Origin of the sequence: Labilibaculum manganireducens (assembly GCF_963665805.2) — a bacterium.
Taxonomy (GTDB): domain Bacteria; phylum Bacteroidota; class Bacteroidia; order Bacteroidales; family Marinifilaceae; genus Labilibaculum; species Labilibaculum manganireducens.
On the sequence record NZ_CAXXEE010000003.1, the window covers coordinates 2766061 to 2783011 of the forward strand.

General features: G+C 34.9%; 12 protein-coding genes and 1 tRNA gene. 6 read left to right on the forward strand and 7 right to left on the reverse strand.

Annotated features, from left to right (window positions below; all coding sequences use genetic code 11):
- Positions 1 to 18: 18 nt before the first annotated feature.
- Both ACHZAX_RS10775 and ACHZAX_RS10780 read right to left on the reverse strand, forming a co-directional pair.
- The gene (locus tag ACHZAX_RS10775; protein ID WP_320019112.1) at positions 19 to 1206 is read right to left on the reverse strand and encodes a glycoside hydrolase family 88/105 protein; all 1188 of its coding nucleotides are present in this window, start codon (positions 1204 to 1206) and stop codon (positions 19 to 21) included.
- A gap of 7 nt (positions 1207 to 1213) precedes the next feature.
- Positions 1214 to 2812, reverse strand: coding sequence for a glycoside hydrolase family 28 protein (locus tag ACHZAX_RS10780; RefSeq protein WP_320019113.1), 1599 nt, complete (start codon positions 2810 to 2812; stop codon positions 1214 to 1216).
- A 295-nt stretch (positions 2813 to 3107) separates the two neighbouring features.
- Between ACHZAX_RS10780 and ACHZAX_RS10785 the strand changes: the two genes are divergently transcribed.
- A complete protein-coding gene (locus ACHZAX_RS10785; RefSeq protein WP_320019114.1) occupies positions 3108 to 7535 on the forward strand; it encodes a hybrid sensor histidine kinase/response regulator transcription factor in 4428 nt (1475 codons plus the stop codon).
- A 37-nt stretch (positions 7536 to 7572) separates the two neighbouring features.
- Here the strand turns inward: ACHZAX_RS10785 and ACHZAX_RS10790 are convergent, their stop codons facing one another.
- The gene (locus ACHZAX_RS10790; RefSeq protein WP_320019115.1) at positions 7573 to 8940 is read right to left on the reverse strand and encodes a peroxiredoxin family protein; all 1368 of its coding nucleotides are present in this window, start codon (positions 8938 to 8940) and stop codon (positions 7573 to 7575) included.
- Positions 8941 to 9116: 176 nt separating this feature from the next.
- On the opposite strand from ACHZAX_RS10790, the gene ACHZAX_RS10795 reads away from it, so the two are divergent.
- The 5 genes from ACHZAX_RS10795 to ACHZAX_RS10815 all read left to right on the forward strand — a co-directional run bounded on the left by ACHZAX_RS10795 (position 9117) and on the right by ACHZAX_RS10815 (position 13609).
- A tRNA-Lys gene (locus ACHZAX_RS10795) sits at positions 9117 to 9189 on the forward strand.
- 156 nt (positions 9190 to 9345) lie between these two features.
- Positions 9346 to 9912, forward strand: a complete 567-nt coding sequence (locus ACHZAX_RS10800; protein WP_101310608.1) for an RNA polymerase sigma factor — start codon at positions 9346 to 9348, stop codon at positions 9910 to 9912.
- Positions 9913 to 10026: 114 nt separating this feature from the next.
- Positions 10027 to 10572, forward strand: a complete 546-nt coding sequence (locus ACHZAX_RS10805) for a hypothetical protein (protein WP_101310609.1) — start codon at positions 10027 to 10029, stop codon at positions 10570 to 10572.
- 50 nt (positions 10573 to 10622) lie between these two features.
- Positions 10623 to 11684, forward strand: coding sequence for a hypothetical protein (locus ACHZAX_RS10810; RefSeq protein WP_101310610.1), 1062 nt, complete (start codon positions 10623 to 10625; stop codon positions 11682 to 11684).
- 152 nt (positions 11685 to 11836) lie between these two features.
- Positions 11837 to 13609: an aminopeptidase P family protein gene (locus tag ACHZAX_RS10815; protein WP_320019116.1), complete on the forward strand. Its 1773-nt coding sequence runs from the start codon at positions 11837 to 11839 to the stop codon at positions 13607 to 13609.
- 35 nt (positions 13610 to 13644) lie between these two features.
- Here ACHZAX_RS10815 and ACHZAX_RS10820 read toward each other — a convergent pair whose 3' ends face one another.
- The 4 genes from ACHZAX_RS10820 to ACHZAX_RS10835 all read right to left on the reverse strand — a co-directional run bounded on the left by ACHZAX_RS10820 (position 13645) and on the right by ACHZAX_RS10835 (position 16900).
- Positions 13645 to 14055: a secondary thiamine-phosphate synthase enzyme YjbQ gene (locus tag ACHZAX_RS10820; protein ID WP_320019117.1), complete on the reverse strand. Its 411-nt coding sequence runs from the start codon at positions 14053 to 14055 to the stop codon at positions 13645 to 13647.
- Positions 14056 to 14255: 200 nt separating this feature from the next.
- Complete coding sequence (locus tag ACHZAX_RS10825) at positions 14256 to 14696, reverse strand: hypothetical protein (RefSeq protein WP_156196365.1); 441 nt, start codon at positions 14694 to 14696, stop codon at positions 14256 to 14258.
- Positions 14697 to 15163: 467 nt separating this feature from the next.
- Positions 15164 to 15592: an arsenate reductase/protein-tyrosine-phosphatase family protein gene (locus tag ACHZAX_RS10830; protein WP_101310614.1), complete on the reverse strand. Its 429-nt coding sequence runs from the start codon at positions 15590 to 15592 to the stop codon at positions 15164 to 15166.
- A gap of 75 nt (positions 15593 to 15667) precedes the next feature.
- Positions 15668 to 16900, reverse strand: a complete 1233-nt coding sequence (locus tag ACHZAX_RS10835; protein WP_320019118.1) for a dipeptidase — start codon at positions 16898 to 16900, stop codon at positions 15668 to 15670.
- Positions 16901 to 16951: the final 51 nt, after the last annotated feature.

Below are 16951 nucleotides of genomic sequence, written 5' to 3' on the forward strand. Positions count from 1 at the left end.
GCTTTTCAGAGAACGCTTCTATCTATCTAACTCTAAAGCAGCCAAAATAAAAGGTGCAATTCCTTTAGGATCATTTACAACCCTCTTCTCTCTAATATAATATTCAAAAGAACCATCTCTGTATGGATTGCCACCCAAACCGCAACCTCCACAAATATCCTTCATCTTTATTCTTCCATTTTCATCCGTACTAATAAGGTTTTTAATAATAGAATCGAATACAGAATTGGCTATATCCTGATATCCTTTATCAAGATATCCCTTGGATGCCCCTTTGGCAAACGCGTAGCAAAACATTGCAGAACCAGAACCTTCCAGATAATTCCCCTCCCGGTTACCCTGATCAAGAACCTGATACCATAACCCACTATCTTTATCGCGTACCTTCAGCAAGGCTTCACAACTATTTTGAAGAAGCGCAATAAGCTCATCCCGATCCTTGTGATTCTCAGGCAAATAATCTAAAACATCAACAATAGCCATAACGTACCACCCCATAGATCTGCTCCAAAAATTAGGTGCACAGCCTGTTACTTTATTACTCCATCGCTGTTCACGACTTTCATCATAAGCGTGATATAACAAGCCAGTCTTTTCATCTAAAGTTTTTTCATAGATTAATTCAATCTGTAAGCATACCTCATCAAATAGTTCCGGAGTATTGAATTCCTTTGCATATTGAGCTAAAAATGGAGAAGCCATATATATCCCATCCAACCACATTTGATTCGGATAGACTTTCTTATGCCAAAAGCCACCACTTTTGGTTTTTGGATGATTTTGCATTTGCTCTACAAATGAGTAAAGTGCTTTGCGGTACTTTTCTTCACCAGTTCTTTTGTAAAGAGTAATAATATTCTTAGCTGGATTTATTCGATCAATATTATACTCCTCTATTTTATAGCCTTTTACACCACCATCTTCCTCTACAAAATAATTCACATAATCTTCCATATAACGGGAATATTTTGAATCAATGTCTCCTAAATGATCGATCGCCTGTCCTAAAAAAGCAATATCGTATTGCCATTTTACAGTTTTAGGATTTAAATAATGAATAAGGCTATCCGATTCCCTCATCACCTCATCGGCCATTTTTACTGACCATTTTTGCATCTCTTCCTTTTGATTATTTCCCGTTGCAGATGGCTTAGACTTACAACTGGTAAAAACCAATAAGATGATTATAAATGAAATATTTTTCATAAGTGTTTTATTTTTTCACAGCAGTTTGCGTATTCTTTTCCATATCACTCTTAATGATATTCCCTTTTTCTGTCAAAAACGGCACATCACCTTCAACCAATAAATCTACACCTGAAAGAATATTATTTATTACAAATAGATTTGTTACCGACTGATTGCCTTCAATAAAAACAGGCAATTCTGTTGGTTGAAAACAATTATTTACCAATATATCAGAGCAATTATCCAACTTTATCACCGATGCATCGGCGGACAAACTATAAACGGTTAGATCGCTGATCTGTATTTTTTCCGAATGATTAAATTCAATTGCATTTCCATTACTCACAGAAAGGCGAATATTTTTCATATCAATATTAGAAGCGTAATCACCTGTGACACCTGTTTTCGCATCTATCTGAATATCGTTAAAGCTTATTTGCTCAGCCGAACGTTCTTTCAATCCATAAATAGCAATGCCTTTATTAGCATTAGTCATTCTAATATTTGACAGATACACATTCCGAATAGCCGGAGTTCGGTCTGAAACCGGTTCCTCCGGTGTTTCATGATAATGCATATTAATCATCACACCTTCTCTTAACATATTGTGCATAATAACATTTGAAACCCGAACATCCTCAACAACACCACCTCTTCCTCTCATGGTTTTAATACGGATACCTCTGTCGGTTCCCTCAAACACGCAATTTGAAATAGCAACCCTACGCACGCTGCCAGACATTTCGCTGCCAATTACAACACCTCCATGCCCGTTAAGCATGGTACAATTTGAAATTGTAATATTTTCTGTTGGTCTGTTCGCATCACGGCCATCAGCATCACGGCCTGATTTAATTACGATACAGTCATCACCAACACTAATGTGGCTGTTACTGATTCTTACATTTCTGCATGATGAGGGATCAATTCCATCTGTATTAGGTGAGTCTCCCGGATTCAATATTGTAATTCCATCAATAGTAACATTTTCTGAAAAAACAGGCATCAAGGTCCAAAAGGGTGGATTTGTAAATGTTACCCCTTCTACCCTTACATTGGTACAATTATATGGCATAAATAAAGGTGGTCGCAAAAAACTCCCCATGCTTTGCAGATATTCATTCGTTTTAAGCATCTCTGCATTTTCCTTTTTAAATATTGCTTCCCATTTGGTATTGGTTTTCTCTCCTTCTCTTATGCGTGACCATAAATCCCACCATTTCTTACCATTGCCATCTATCAGGCCCCGTCCCTTAATTGTAACATTATTTGCATTATGAGAATAAATACAGGATTTAAAATTCCTCACCCGAACTCCTTCCCATCTTGAATCAATCATTGGAAGGTACGCATCAAAATCATCTGAAAATTTAAGAACAGCTCCCGATCCTATATTAAGGGTTATATTACTTTTTAATTCTATTGGCCCGCTTAAATAAACTCCTGATGGAATATAAACCTCTCCACCTCCCTGTTCACTCAATTCTGCAACAATTTTATTAATAATAGGCGAGCAGTTTACCAAACCCTTACTATCCGCACCTGCATCTTTTAAATCCACAACACTATTCTGCCCAAAAGTTAATTGAGAAACGAAAAGAAGAAAAACACAAAATAATTTCATACTTATTAATTTAATACTTACTAATTTCAAATACAATTTATAAACGACCTGCAATAGTCAGCTTTAACTTTTTCCTCTCTATCAGAGCGACTAAACATTGGGCATTTACAACGTTTGCAAAATATGTTCTTTTATTTAAACTTATAGATTACATTTTATCTAAAATACGGTGTCAAATCATCAGACTGCAACGGAGACAAATCATCTATACATTCACTATCAACCTATTATGAAATTGAAATTATTGCCTAAATCTTAAAAAATGTAAAAAAACTCATTAAATTATTATATTTGTATGAACAAGAAAAAACATATGCATCAACTAAGAATACTGACAATTATAATCCTCTCTCTTTTGCAAAGTCTTTGTGCTTTATCTCAAGATATTTATAGGTTTGAACATTTTAATTCAGAAAATGGACTTTCTCAAAATACCATATCCAGTTTACTATGCGACAGAAAAGGATTTTTATGGATTGGAACAATGAATGGTTTAAATCGTTATGATGGTTATCGATTTAAAATTTACAAGAGCAAGAAAGGGGATAGTAATGTTTTTACAAACAATAGGGTTATAGATCTATGGGAAGATTACCAAGGTTTTATCTGGATGAAAACCTATGATGGATACTATCATTACCTGAACCCGGAATTAGAATTATTTAAAACCATACCTGAATACGTTGAAATTAAAAGTACCAAAAAATCTATGGCAACTTGTTTTTTACAGTATTCTCCTGAAGAAATTTGGGTAGGTACCACAAACGAAGGTGTCCTTTATTTAAAATACAATTCCAAATTAAATAATTACACTCAATCAAAACACAGCGATAAAGGAAGATACAGCATTACAAACAAAGAAGTTCGCTTCATTGTTTCGGGTAAGGATTCTTCAGTTTGGGTGGGCACAAAAAAGGGGGTTAATCTTCTTACAAAAAAGGATCTTAATGCCGGAATATTTAATTTTCAACATCTTTTTATCAATTATTCCTTTAATTCGGCTATCGAACTAAATGATGAGATTTGGCTTGGTACCGATAATCACGGCATAATCAAGTACAACAAAAATGAATCATCGTTCAGATTTCTGGACATGTCCAACACCTCTAGCTTTGAGTCAAATCAAATTTCCAATCTATATCAATCAAAAGATGGAATAATCTTAGCGACTTTCGTAAATAAGGGTGTATTAGCATTTAACCCTGACTCTAATAAATGGACCAAACTAAAAATTCATGGCGATGAAATTTTGAATGTTTATTTTGATAAAAAAAACAATGCCTGGATAACAGCAACAGAATTTGGAATTACCAAAATTGAACTAAGCACACTTAAGTCGAAATATTACGAACTGACAACTAAAAACCAGAGAGTTATAACAGATCTGGAGCGACATGTGTTTTATGAAGATCTGGATTCAAATTTATGGATTGGGCTGCACGGAGGAGCTTTAACATATTATAATAGTGAAAAAGACAAGTTTATTCACTATCAAAACAATCCTTCAAATCCCAATTCCATCTCGTCGAGTATTGTACACTGCATAGCGGAAGATTTATCCGGGCAAATGTGGCTTGGAACCGGTCAATACAAAGGTGGTCTTGAAAAAATAATTAAACGGGATCCTGCTTTCACACAAATTCTACCAATTCCTGAATTTAATCAAATTACTGATAATGTTGTCCGTTCCATTTGTCAGGATAAAAACGGTTATATTTGGTTTGGTACCAAAGCTGGTGATTTGCATATCTACTCACCTAGTTTAAAAAAACTGAGCACAATTCAGTCCTTTCACCCAACAAAAAATGATCCTTATAAGGATAATATATATAGCATTTTTATCGACCATCAGAATTATTTATGGTTGGGAACTAAAGGAAAAGGTTTATTAATAAGCCAAACTCCAATTCCAAATAATCCGGCAGAGTATACTAAAATCAAGTTCAATTCATATCTGAATAATCCAAAGGATTCTACCTCATTAGCAGGCAATAATATTTATTCGATTTCTCAGGATCAAAGGGGAAATATATGGATTGGTACATTTGGAAATGGAATCTGCAAAACCAATACCGATCATTCCAGGCCTTTAGTCTTCCAATCCTATTCAACAAGCAACAGTCAATTATCAAGCGATTTAGTAAGATGTATCTACAGTGATTCTGATTCCAACCTTTGGGTCGCCACCTCGTTTGGTTTGAATCTGGTAAAAGCCAATGACCTGAAACAAAACAATATCATCTTTCAAAACTTTTATTATTCAGCCGAGAAACCAAACAGTATTAATTACAATGATGTAGTTGAGGTTTTTGAAGATTCTAAAAAACAAGTATGGTTTGGCACTTTTGGCGGAGGTGTTAATAAACTAAGCTTACCCATTGTTGATACAATTCAATTTTCATCCGTAACATCAGAGTCAGGACTCTCAAATGATGTGATATTTGGAATTAAAGAAGACAATTCAAACCATTTGTGGTTTAGTTCTGAAAACGGATTAAGCCGCTACGACGAATCAAATAAAAGCATTCAAATCTATAATGAATCGAATGGACTGGCTTTCAATAATTTCGCAGAAAATACTTGTTATACATTAGCCGATGGAAGAATTCTATTTGGCGGTTCAAACGGAATAGAAGTTGTTCGGCCCGGGTTAATAAAACCATCTAAACAGACCAACTTTATCGAACTTACTAATTTTCAGCTGTTTAATAAAGATGTAATTGTTGGCGCACCAAAATCTCCATTAAAAAAGAATATCTCATATACGAACGATATAACATTACTAAGCAGTCAATCAAGTTTCAGTATTGAATATTCAGCTCTTAACCTATCCGATCCGAAAAAAAATCAATACGCCTATCTACTGGAGAATTTTGATACTGATTGGAATTATGTTGGCAATCAAACCAAAGCAACTTATACAAACCTCGCTCCCGGGGAATATAAGTTTAAGGTGAAAAGCACAACCAGAACCGGTTTTTGGAATGAAAATGAACGTGTATTAAGAATAACCATTTCACCGGCTTGGTGGCAAACCAAACTCGCATTTTTTGCTTATTTGTTATTCTCTATTGGTTTAATCATTTTCAGTAGATATATAATTAAACGAATGAATAAGTTTCGCAATGATTTAACCATTGAAAAAACTATTAATGAACTAAAACTAAGGTTCTTCACAAATATTTCACACGAAATACGAACTCCTCTCACACTAATTCTAGGACCTATTGAAGACCTGCTGCAGCAAGACAATCTGGATGCCGCTCCAACAAAAAAGCTGCGGATTATTCGTAAAAATGCAAAACGCATGTTGCAGCTTGTCAATCAATTACTAGACTTCAGAAAAGTTCAGAACAATAAAATGCAATTAAAAATACAGGAAGTAGACCTGAACGAATTCACAAAAGACATTTTTGAAAGTTTCATCCCCTTAGCAAATCACAAACAAATTTTTTATTCATTTCAAAATTCAAGCACACCAATTAACATTTGGGGAGACCGGTCAAAATTAGATTCAATAATTTACAATCTAATTTCAAATGCTATCAAATTTACACCAAAAGGGAAAAAAGTAATTGTTAGTGTGAAAATTAATTCATCCAAAAATAAAGCTGAAGTTTTTGTTACTGATGAAGGCCCTGGAATTCCGGAAAAGAACATCTCCGAAATATTTAATCGATACACTATACTCAGCAACCACGATTTCGCGGGTACAGGAATAGGATTGTCATTAGCTCACGAATTGGCTATTCTGCATCATGGAAGTATTGAACTGTCATCTACAGTAGGAGAAGGCAGCGTTTTTTGTTTTTCAATGCCTTTGGATAAAGAAAAATTAATGCAGTCGCCTAACATACAGGCAATAAGCGACGAATCCCAGCAACCAATTTATCATCATGTAGAAATAGAAGATGATAATAATGTTACAGAAACCAGTGCTGATAATACAAATGATCAGGTGATACTTATTGTTGAAGATAATGAAGAGATTTTGGCATATACCAAAGATTCTCTGTCTTCACTGTATTCATGTATTGTTGCAAATAACGGAAAAGAAGGGCTTCGATTGGCACAAATTCATAATCCTGATGTTATTATTACGGATATCATGATGCCGGAAATGGATGGCATTGAGATGACACGACTGTTAAAAGAAAATTTTACTACTTGTCACATACCAATTGTTATGATGACCGCAAAAGTAGATGTACAAGATAAAATTACTGGTTTTGAAACGGGAGCAGAAGCTTACATCACAAAACCGCTTCAAATGGCTTACTTAAAGGCTGTTCTAAAAACATTGATTACTCAAAGAAAATTGGTTATTTCAAAATACCGGGATAATAAAACCATTGATCCAAAAACATTAAAGGTTAACTCAAAAGACGAAGACTTTTTGAAACAGTTAGTTACATACATAGAGACAAATTACGCAACAGAATTAAGTGTTGACAGTCTCTCTGGCTTTTGTTGTGTAAGCCGAACTGTATTTTACAATAAAATTAAAGGTTTAACAGGACTAAGTCCTCTGGAATTTATTAGGGAAATTAAACTGAAAATTGCCATGCAGTTTTTAGAAAAAGGCTTTTCGGTTTCCGAAGTTGCCCATAAAATAGGCTATACTGATGTAAAATATTTCTCGAAACAATTTAGCTCTCAATATGGTTATCCGCCAAGTAAACTAAAGAAAATTAATAAATCCAAATCAGAAGGGACAGAATAATTCATAATTCAAAACAGAACTAAGATGGATTATAAACTTACTTAAAAAACTCGCCCAATTCTTTTTCCAATTGAAAGAAGGTTTGAGGTACAGCTGCAGTTTTTAAGGATGGATCGATTAGAAACATGCTGGGTGTAACGTAAATATTAAACAGATTTGCAGTTGTACCGTTTAATCCATCGGTATCGCAGGCATTTATCCAAGGGTAATAGTTTTGCGAAACCATTTCGTTCCAAAAGCCAAGGTTACTATCTAAGGATACGGCAACAACCTCTAAACCCAACTCATGATATTCAGGATACAAATCCTTAATGCGTTCCAACATTTCTCTGCTGTGAACACAACTCCCCGACCAAATTATCAGCAGCGTTAAATCACTGTTAACATCAGATAATGATTGTATTTTGCCATCAAGGCAATGATTTAATTCTACATCGGGAACCAACCAACCTGTGTTATTTGCATGCGAATTTTGCATTCGGTTTTGTATGATTTTATTCCCCATTACATATTCGCAGGTATTCAGAACCTTATATGCATCAACAATCAAATGATATATTTCAGGAAGCTTTTGTTCCGGGTATCGGTTCATTAAATAGTTCGCCAGATATTTTTGTGAGCTTGGATCCAGTTCTGTTAGCCAAAACAGATTACTTATCACATCATTTATCTTCGTATAATTTTCCGCTTTTATCAGATCTTCAATATAATTAGCTTTTAAGTATTTCCCTATTTTTTCATAATAGACAGGTGTAGCTTGCAATACTGAATCTGAAAAGGCAAAATAATCAAAAAAATGCTTTTGATAATAGTCATCGTAATTCTTCCCTTTTAATTTTAAATCCGGTTCCAACTCTTGTTTGGCCAGAGCCATGCGCGCCGGCCATGAATCAATATGAGATCTCCATAATTCTTTCAATAATATCTTCTTCTCTTTTTGCACCAGCTTAAATTGAGCGTGCAATTCTTTATAGGAAGAATCTTTCTCATTTAAATTCACCAGAGTTTCCCTCAAAGTTCCAATTTTTTGATTCAATACATTAAATTCTGAGAGGTAATAATGGAACTGATTATTTTCATCCTTATCCGGAAAACGAAGCTCTCCAAGCACTGGCTTGCCATCCAGCGAAAAATGAAAGTCAGGATTTGAAATCAGAAAATCAATATTTCCTAATTCACCGGCAAGTCTGTAAAAACCGTAATTACCTTCCCACGAAAAAGAAAGGATTCCATTATCACCTACTTTTGCCTGTCCCACTACAAATGAACCACCTTCATCGCCTCTCACCAGCAGAAATTGTTCCTGCTTACAATCGGGCATCTGCACAGTTAATTTAAGTTGTATTTGTCCAAATACAGTCTGCGAAATCAACAAAAATACAAATGCAAGAATTTTATTATTCATGAATCTCATGCTCCTGTTTATATGATATAAGTACCAAAGTGTGTCGTAAAGGTACATATTCTTGTTATGGATAGCCAAACCCATCCATTTAATTAACAAATTTGATTAACCATTGAATTAAAATGAATTTTTCCCGTTCTAAAATTTTATTGTAAATTTAATATCCTAAATAAAAAGATTCCTTAGCTCAGCTGGTAGAGCACATCACTTTTAATGATGGGGTCCTGGGTTCGAGCCCCAGAGGGATCACAAATAAACCGTCAAATAAGTTTGATGGTTTTTCTATTTTACAGCGATAAACAAAAGCCTGCTTTCTTTAAACATTTTGCTTATATTTAATGGAATAATTTCAATATACATGCAACGCATGATTTCCGCATTCGTCATTAGAATAGAAATTGATTAATGAGCTCATTGTACAAGAACATTCACCAGGACCTAATTGAGCTTTGCGGAAAAAATGACCCCAAAGCCCAATTCAAAATCTACAAGTTATACTACAAAGCAATGTATAACTCATCTTTACGGATAGTAAAGGATGTTGCGGAAGCTGAAGATATCATGCAGGAATCATTTCTTGCTGCATTCCGAAACATTAAAAAATACAAGGGAGAGGTTAGTTTTGGTGCATGGTTAAAAAGAATAGTGGTAAACCGTTCTTTGGATAGTTTAAAAAAGAAAAAAGTGGAATTATTTCCTATCGACAGTGAGCTGTATAAATTATCAGAGGAAGTAGATAACCATAACATTGAATATTCAGAAGAACAAATTGCTATATTAAAAAAAGGAATAGACCTGCTGCCAACAGGCTATCGAATTATCCTGAACCTGTATTTAATTGAAGGCTACGATCATGAAGAAATAGGAAGTATTCTTAACATTACCTCCTCCACTTCCCGATCACAATTCCTAAGAGCAAAGAAAAAACTGATTCAGATAATTTCGGAAAAAGAAAACCAAAAAATGCTATGAACCCTTCTCTTACTTTTATAAACATTAATAGCTCTCAATTTTTGAGCTTAATTAATTGAAGAAGATAAAAATGAAAAGAAGGTTACATACTACAATCAATGAAAATTTGTAAGTATGAAAGACTTAGAAAAAATTTTACGAGATCATAAAGATCAATTCGATGATTATGAACCACAGGATGGTCATTTCGAAAATTTTCTTGAAAAACTAAACCATCAAAAGAAAAGAAATGCATTCGAAAGCATCCCAAACTTTTTAAAAGTGGCTGTAATAATTACTTTTGTAATCTTTTCGGGACTGGTTGGATATCAGATTCGAAATATTCAGGGCGATCGTTTAGGCTTGGGAGCAGTATCACCTGAATACAAGGAAGTTGAAGCATTTTACACTGCAAACATCAACAATCAGCTAGGTATGCTTAAACAACTTGGCAGTTTTGATAAGAAACAGCACCAAAGCATACTGAGTGAAGAATTAAAAGATATGGATGAACGATATTCACAGCTAAAAAAGGAACTTAAATTGCATCCCGATGACGATAGAATTATTCAGGCAATGATTGAATATTATCAGGTGAAGACGAGTATTTTAAATCGTATAATCGAACAATTATATCTGATTAAAAAACAAAACAGAAACAACCTGAATACAGCAGTATAATTAAGACAATATCACAAAATACAAAAAAATACACCCTAAATAAAAAGACTATGAAGACATTAAAATTCAAATTTTCCGCTCTCTTATTTGTTGTACTTCTTGCTTTTACAACAAATGCCTTTGCATTAGATGACTTCGAGAAACAGATTAAAGAAGTATTCTCTGCTGCAGAAGGCACAGAATTCAGCATCAATAACAAATACGGCGATGTTAACATTAAAAATTGGGATCGTGATTCCGTATCCATTAATGTTGTCATCACATTAGAAACCTCGAGTGAAGAAAAAGCCAAATTACTCTTTAAGAGTATCGACATAAAACTTAATAAAACGGGGAATGAAATAACCGCCGTAACCGAAATGTCGCATCAATTCAAAACAGGTAACAAATTCAGTATCGATTACGAAATATTTATGCCTGCATATGTCAAGCTGGATATTTCAAATAAGTTTGGTAACATTTACATCAATACTTTGCGTGCGAAAGCAAATATTAATTTAAGCTACGGAAACCTTCAAGGCGAAAGTTTTCTTTATCCGGAAGATAAACCTGTTAGTACTATTAATCTGAGTTATGCTAAAGCAACAATAAATGAGTGCAACCGAACCAAATTAACTCTTAAGTATTCGAAAATGAATATTGGTACAAGTAAGGCTTTGGTTGTGGTTAGCCGTTACTCAAAATTACATCTTGATAACAATGAAACCGTTCTTGCTGATAGTAAATACGATGCTTTCGATATTGTAAACACCAATACTTTTATAGTTACAATGGGACAATATTCCGATTTCAAAATTGAAAATGTAAATCGGGATTTGGAATTGAATCTTCGTTACGGAAATTGTAAAATTGAAAATGTTTCTAAAGAATTTGAATCAATTAAAGTTGACAATCAATATGTTGCCAGCAAAATTGCGATTGAAGAAGGAGCAAACTACACACTGGACGCTGAAACAAAATATTGTGGCATAAGCTATCCTGAAGATGCTCAAGTGATTCAAAAAATTGTTAATAACTCAGAAACTTCACTAAAAGTTGTTGTAGGAAAGTCTGCATCACCAAAAGGAAAAGTTATCATTAACAGCCAGTACGGCAATGTGAGTCTTAAATAGTTAACCAACAAGTCATACATCGTCCCTCTTTGCCAGGCAAAGAGGGATTTTTTCATTAAAAGAACCTAAAACAGTAAAAAATATACCTGATTTTCACCCGATATAATTCATAATATTGTAATTTTAGCGTGTAAACAACTATAAACCCAAAAATGACTGTTGCTGAGAGAGTAAGCGCTTTGCGTTCTTTATTGCATGAAAAAAATATTCATGCCTATATTATTACCAGTACCGATCCTCATATGAGTGAATACGTTCCAGACAGATGGACAACCCGTCAATGGTTATCTGGATTTACCGGCTCGGCAGGAACACTTATCATCACCCAGGAAAAAGCTGGACTTTGGACAGATTCCAGATATTTTCTGCAAGCGGAGACCCAATTAGCAGGAAGTGGAATTGAGCTTTTTAAAATGGGAACGGCAGGAACTCCTACTCAAAACGAATGGTTATCCGGCGAACTACCTATTAATCCGAATGTTGGATTTGACGGAACTTGTTTTTCTGTGGCACAAACCAGAGAATTAAAAAACAAATTAGGTGATTTGGGCATTAATATCATTGAAGAATTCGATCTGGTTAATGAAATCTGGGAAAGTCGTCCCAAATTGCCAAACCAATCAATTTTCGATCATGAAGTTTCCTACTCCGGCCAAACCAGATATAGTAAATTGCTGCAAATCCGCAAAAAAATGAAAGGATGCGAATGCAATTTTCATTTTGTGGGCAGCTTGGATGACGTGGCCTGGATCTTCAATATCAGAGGAAATGATATAGATTACAATCCCCTTGCCTTGGCCTATGCCGTAATAGGAATCGAATCGGCAACTCTTTATTTGGGCGAAGATCAAATCTCCAATGATTTGATTCAAAAATTAACCGAAGATGAGATTTACATTGCAGATTACGGTCAGATATTTAACGACTTGGATAAAATTCCGGGATCTGCAAGTGTTCTGCTTGATGTAAACCGAACCAATTTAAATGCATTTTACTCGATAAGTGCCAATATCGTTGAAAGAGAAAACCCTTCTCAACTGCTGAAAAGTATAAAAAATGACGTTGAAATAGACGGAATGAAAAATGCCATGAAGAAGGATGGAGTTGCCCTTACTCAATTCTACTATTGGCTCGAAGAAAATATTGGCAAAACTAAAATTACCGAATTTACGGTAATGGGTAAACTGAAAGAATTCAGATCTCTTCAGAAAAATTTTAAAGGAGAAAGCTTTGGAAGTATTGTTGGGTACAAAGATCACGGTGCTCATCCTCACTATTCTACCACACCCGAATCGGATGTGGAGATTAAAGCTGAAGGGCTGCTTCTTATTGATTCGGGCGGACAATATTTGGATGGTACTACAGACATAACCCGAACCATTCCGATGGGCGAGCTAAACGAAGAGGAAAAAACTGATTTCACTTTGGTTTTAAAAGGAATGATTCAATTGGCAATGGCTAAATTTCCGAAAGGAACGCGCGGCTGCAATCTGGATATTTTAGCTCGTCAGGCATTATGGAACAGAGGTAAAAATTACGGCCACGGAACCGGGCATGGTGTTGGATGTTTTATGAATGTTCACGAAGGGCCGCAAAGTATCCGACAGGAAATTAAAGATCAGGCCTTATTACCTGGAATGATAACTTCTGATGAACCAGGATTTTATCGCGAAGGATTCTACGGCATCAGACATGAAAATCTTATTCTATGCTGTCAGGAAGAAACAACTCAATTTGGTGAGTTTCTAAGCTTTGAAACGATCACTTTGTGCCATTTCGAAACGAAAGGAATTATCTGCGAACTTCTTACTCCGGAAGAAAAACAATGGTTGAATAATTATCATCAGAAAGTTTACGATATATTGTCTCCCGAACTGGATGAAAGTCATCAGAACTGGTTAAAAGAAAAAACCAAAGCGATATAAAATAAGGAACGCCTCAATTATGAGGCGTTTTTCATTTACGAATATATAGTAACAACCAACTTTCTTCTGCCACCTCTATTTCTAAACTCGCAAAGATAAATCCCTTGCCAGGTTCCCATGTTTAACTGATGATTCGTGATTGGAATTGTAAGTTCCGGACCAATTAGCGAGGTTTTCACATGTGCAGGCATATCGTCTGAGCCTTCCAAAGTATGAGTATAGAAAGATTGGTTTTCGGGCACAATTTTGTTCATGATTGATTCAAAATCATCGCGGACCGAAGGATCGGCATTTTCATTTATACTTAAGGCCGCTGAGGTATGTTTCAGAAATAAATGAAGGATTCCTGTTTTTGGCAAATTGCTTAAGTGCCCGGCAATCTCAGAATCGATAAGGTGATATCCCCTGCCATAAGCCGGTAATGTGATTTCTAATTGTTGAATCATAGATTTGCTATTGTACCAAATTAATATCAAAACCTTTAAACTATTCGTTTTTATAAAGATACTGCCGATATTAAATTGGCAACTGTAATTTAACACAAGATAGTGTATTCAGCACAATCCTCAAAAAAAGCAGATTCCTATAACCGGAGCTCTAAACGATCCAATTACAGGAACTGCCTAATAATTCTTATACTAAATAACTAATGACGAATACGAACATTCACCTTAATAGGCTTCTGATCGAACACTTTTTTAACGCAGGCAATCATTTGTTTTTCAGATATATGATCTTCCGACTCGATTTTACGAATGCGGTCTTTAAGAACCGGCTCTTTGCTTATGTGTTTAGCAAGATGCACCTTAGTTTCGGCTGGACCAAACAGATAAATTTCTTCTGCGTCGGATAAATGATCGGTAATACTTTCAAAATAATGTTTCAATTGATGACGTCTTTTATGTGTTATTTTGGTTGCAGGATTGATAAACTGATTGCCCATACGGGAATAAGCTTTTGTTTCTCCCTTGAAACGCAATCGGGATTCAATTTCTGATTCAATTTTATCAACTCTGGCTCCATTATCCTCAATGGTAATAATGTAGGCTTTTTCGGTATCTAACCAAACTCCAATGTTTTTTTTCATTTTCGTTTTCTTTTAATAAATAGAATTTAAACTAGTTTGAAACAGTTCGTAAAGGGCAGGTATAAGAGAAGTGTGATCTGAATTGATGGAACAAGGTTCTTACCATATTATAAATATGAACTATCATATCACGTTTAGGATTAACAAGCGTATGTTCTTCTTATTTGATCTTATCTAAATTTACGAAATTTACAGTCTCTTGTCAAGATTAAAGATTAGTCACCACCACTATTCATACAATACCAAATCAACAACTTACACGTATACTACTCATTAATAATCTCATCAAAAACTACAATCAACAAATGAAAAATAAAGTTGAGATGAAACCAAACCTGCCAAAACAGGGAGGCCTGAAAACAAAAACGGGATTCATTTCTGAATCCCGTTGTATATTTAAATCTGCGTTAAGCTTTCTCTATTCAAAAAAACTACACTCTTATCACTTATCAATAAAATGTCATATTCTATTCTACAATCTGAAAATTATCCTGAACAAAACTAAAACAGATATCATCTACAGCATTGCAAACTGCATTATAGGCTTGTAATCTGACATTTTCCTCTCCTTCCACATTCGCTGGATCAGGCAGTTCAAACAACAAAACTTTAGGATTTCCATTGAGTACAGGAACTTTATTTTCAACTTCTTTATCGAAACACAACACAAAATCAAAAGTATTCTGATTAAGTTCATCAAGTGCTTTCGACTTATATTCAGGGATATCCATTATTGCTTCGGCCATTGCTTTTTGAGCCAATACCTGAATAGATCCTTTTTCAAGTCCTGCACTCCATACCTCTATATGTCTTTTACCATAATAGTTCAGCCACTTTTCAGCCATTTGCGAGCGGGCCACATTTTTATCGCTTAACACCAATACTTTCTTCACCATTCAATTTTTTAATATTTTCATGACAAATTTAAAAATTTGTGCACAAATAGAATAAGCTGCATAACAGCAGGAGATCTAATTCAATGCCATTTTATTATTCCCGGCATATTCCTCTACCTCCTTAAAAACACGCATAAAGTTTCCACCCCAAATTTTAGCAATTTCTTCTTCGGAATAGTTTCTCCTCAACAGTTCTTTCGTAATATTCATCATTTGGCTCACATCGGCACAATCTTTTAGGCCTCCTCCACCATCAAAATCAGTGCCTATTCCTACATAATCAATTCCAATTAAATTCACGATATGATCGATATGATCAACAGCATCAGCCACAGTAGGTTTATCCTTGGGATAATCAATTTGAATCTGACGCCATTCATTCCAGATTTTATTTTCTTCCTCTATCGATCTTTTTCCTGAATTTTTATGCCTGACACGTAGTTCCATCTCCTTTTTATAGCCGATAGTAGTAGTATCCGGAGCCTTAACGTAATCATCCAAAATGCACATTTGTATTACACCACCATTTTTAGCCAAAGCCTTAAGCATCTTATCCGATAAGTTTCTTGGATTATCGCATACTGCTCTTGCACAGGAATGTGATGCGATAACCGGAGTTTTAGAAAGTTTCAAAACATCAAAAAATGAACTGTCCGAAATGTGCGATACATCAATTATTATTCCCAAATCATTCATTTTGGGAACCACTTGCTCTCCAAAAGCACTCAATCCGTTAAATTCAGCTCCATTTTTGTCGGTAGATGAATCGCAAATATCATTATTGGATGTGTGGCACAAAGTAATGTAACGAACTCCTTTTTCAAAATACCTTTCTACTTCAGAAATTTCATTTCCCAAAGGAAAACCATTCTCCATTCCAATATAGATAGCTCTTTTTCCTTCCTTCTCTAATCGATAACCATCCTCAACACTCAATGCCACCTCAGCGATATTCTCATTTTTCTGACATACAGAATAAACAGAATCTATCAATTCATCTGCTTTGGCACGGGCAGCAAGTATATTCTCCGGAGTTCTTTCTCTTTGCAAAGTAAAAGCAGCAAAAAAGATTCCATCCAAACCACCTTCTTTCATTCTCGGAAAATCAACACAACTTCCTCCATTTACATAAGGATGAGCAACCGCAATATCAAAATCTTTTTCCAACAACTGATACGGCGTATCCACATGGGTATCAACAGTAAATGCATGATTGTGAATCCTGGCGGCTTTTTGATCCAGACTTTCGCAGGATGACAAAACTGTTATTAGGGTAATAAACAGACCTGTCCAACAAATATTTTTCATATTTTATTCAATTTTGGGTTAGATAATCTGTAAAGATAAACTCATAATCTA

Coding starts and splice junctions, on each gene's coding strand:
- ACHZAX_RS10775 (WP_320019112.1), bottom strand. CDS start 1,206: ATGAAAAATATTTCATTTATAATCATCTTATTGGTTTTTACCAGTTGT.
- ACHZAX_RS10780 (WP_320019113.1), bottom strand. CDS start 2,812: ATGAAATTATTTTGTGTTTTTCTTCTTTTCGTTTCTCAATTAACTTTT.
- ACHZAX_RS10785 (WP_320019114.1), top strand. CDS start 3,108: ATGAACAAGAAAAAACATATGCATCAACTAAGAATACTGACAATTATA.
- ACHZAX_RS10790 (WP_320019115.1), bottom strand. CDS start 8,940: ATGAATAATAAAATTCTTGCATTTGTATTTTTGTTGATTTCGCAGACT.
- ACHZAX_RS10800 (WP_101310608.1), top strand. CDS start 9,346: ATGAGCTCATTGTACAAGAACATTCACCAGGACCTAATTGAGCTTTGC.
- ACHZAX_RS10805 (WP_101310609.1), top strand. CDS start 10,027: ATGAAAGACTTAGAAAAAATTTTACGAGATCATAAAGATCAATTCGAT.
- ACHZAX_RS10810 (WP_101310610.1), top strand. CDS start 10,623: ATGAAGACATTAAAATTCAAATTTTCCGCTCTCTTATTTGTTGTACTT.
- ACHZAX_RS10815 (WP_320019116.1), top strand. CDS start 11,837: ATGACTGTTGCTGAGAGAGTAAGCGCTTTGCGTTCTTTATTGCATGAA.
- ACHZAX_RS10820 (WP_320019117.1), bottom strand. CDS start 14,055: ATGATTCAACAATTAGAAATCACATTACCGGCTTATGGCAGGGGATAT.
- ACHZAX_RS10825 (WP_156196365.1), bottom strand. CDS start 14,696: ATGAAAAAAAACATTGGAGTTTGGTTAGATACCGAAAAAGCCTACATT.
- ACHZAX_RS10830 (WP_101310614.1), bottom strand. CDS start 15,592: ATGGTGAAGAAAGTATTGGTGTTAAGCGATAAAAATGTGGCCCGCTCG.
- ACHZAX_RS10835 (WP_320019118.1), bottom strand. CDS start 16,900: ATGAAAAATATTTGTTGGACAGGTCTGTTTATTACCCTAATAACAGTT.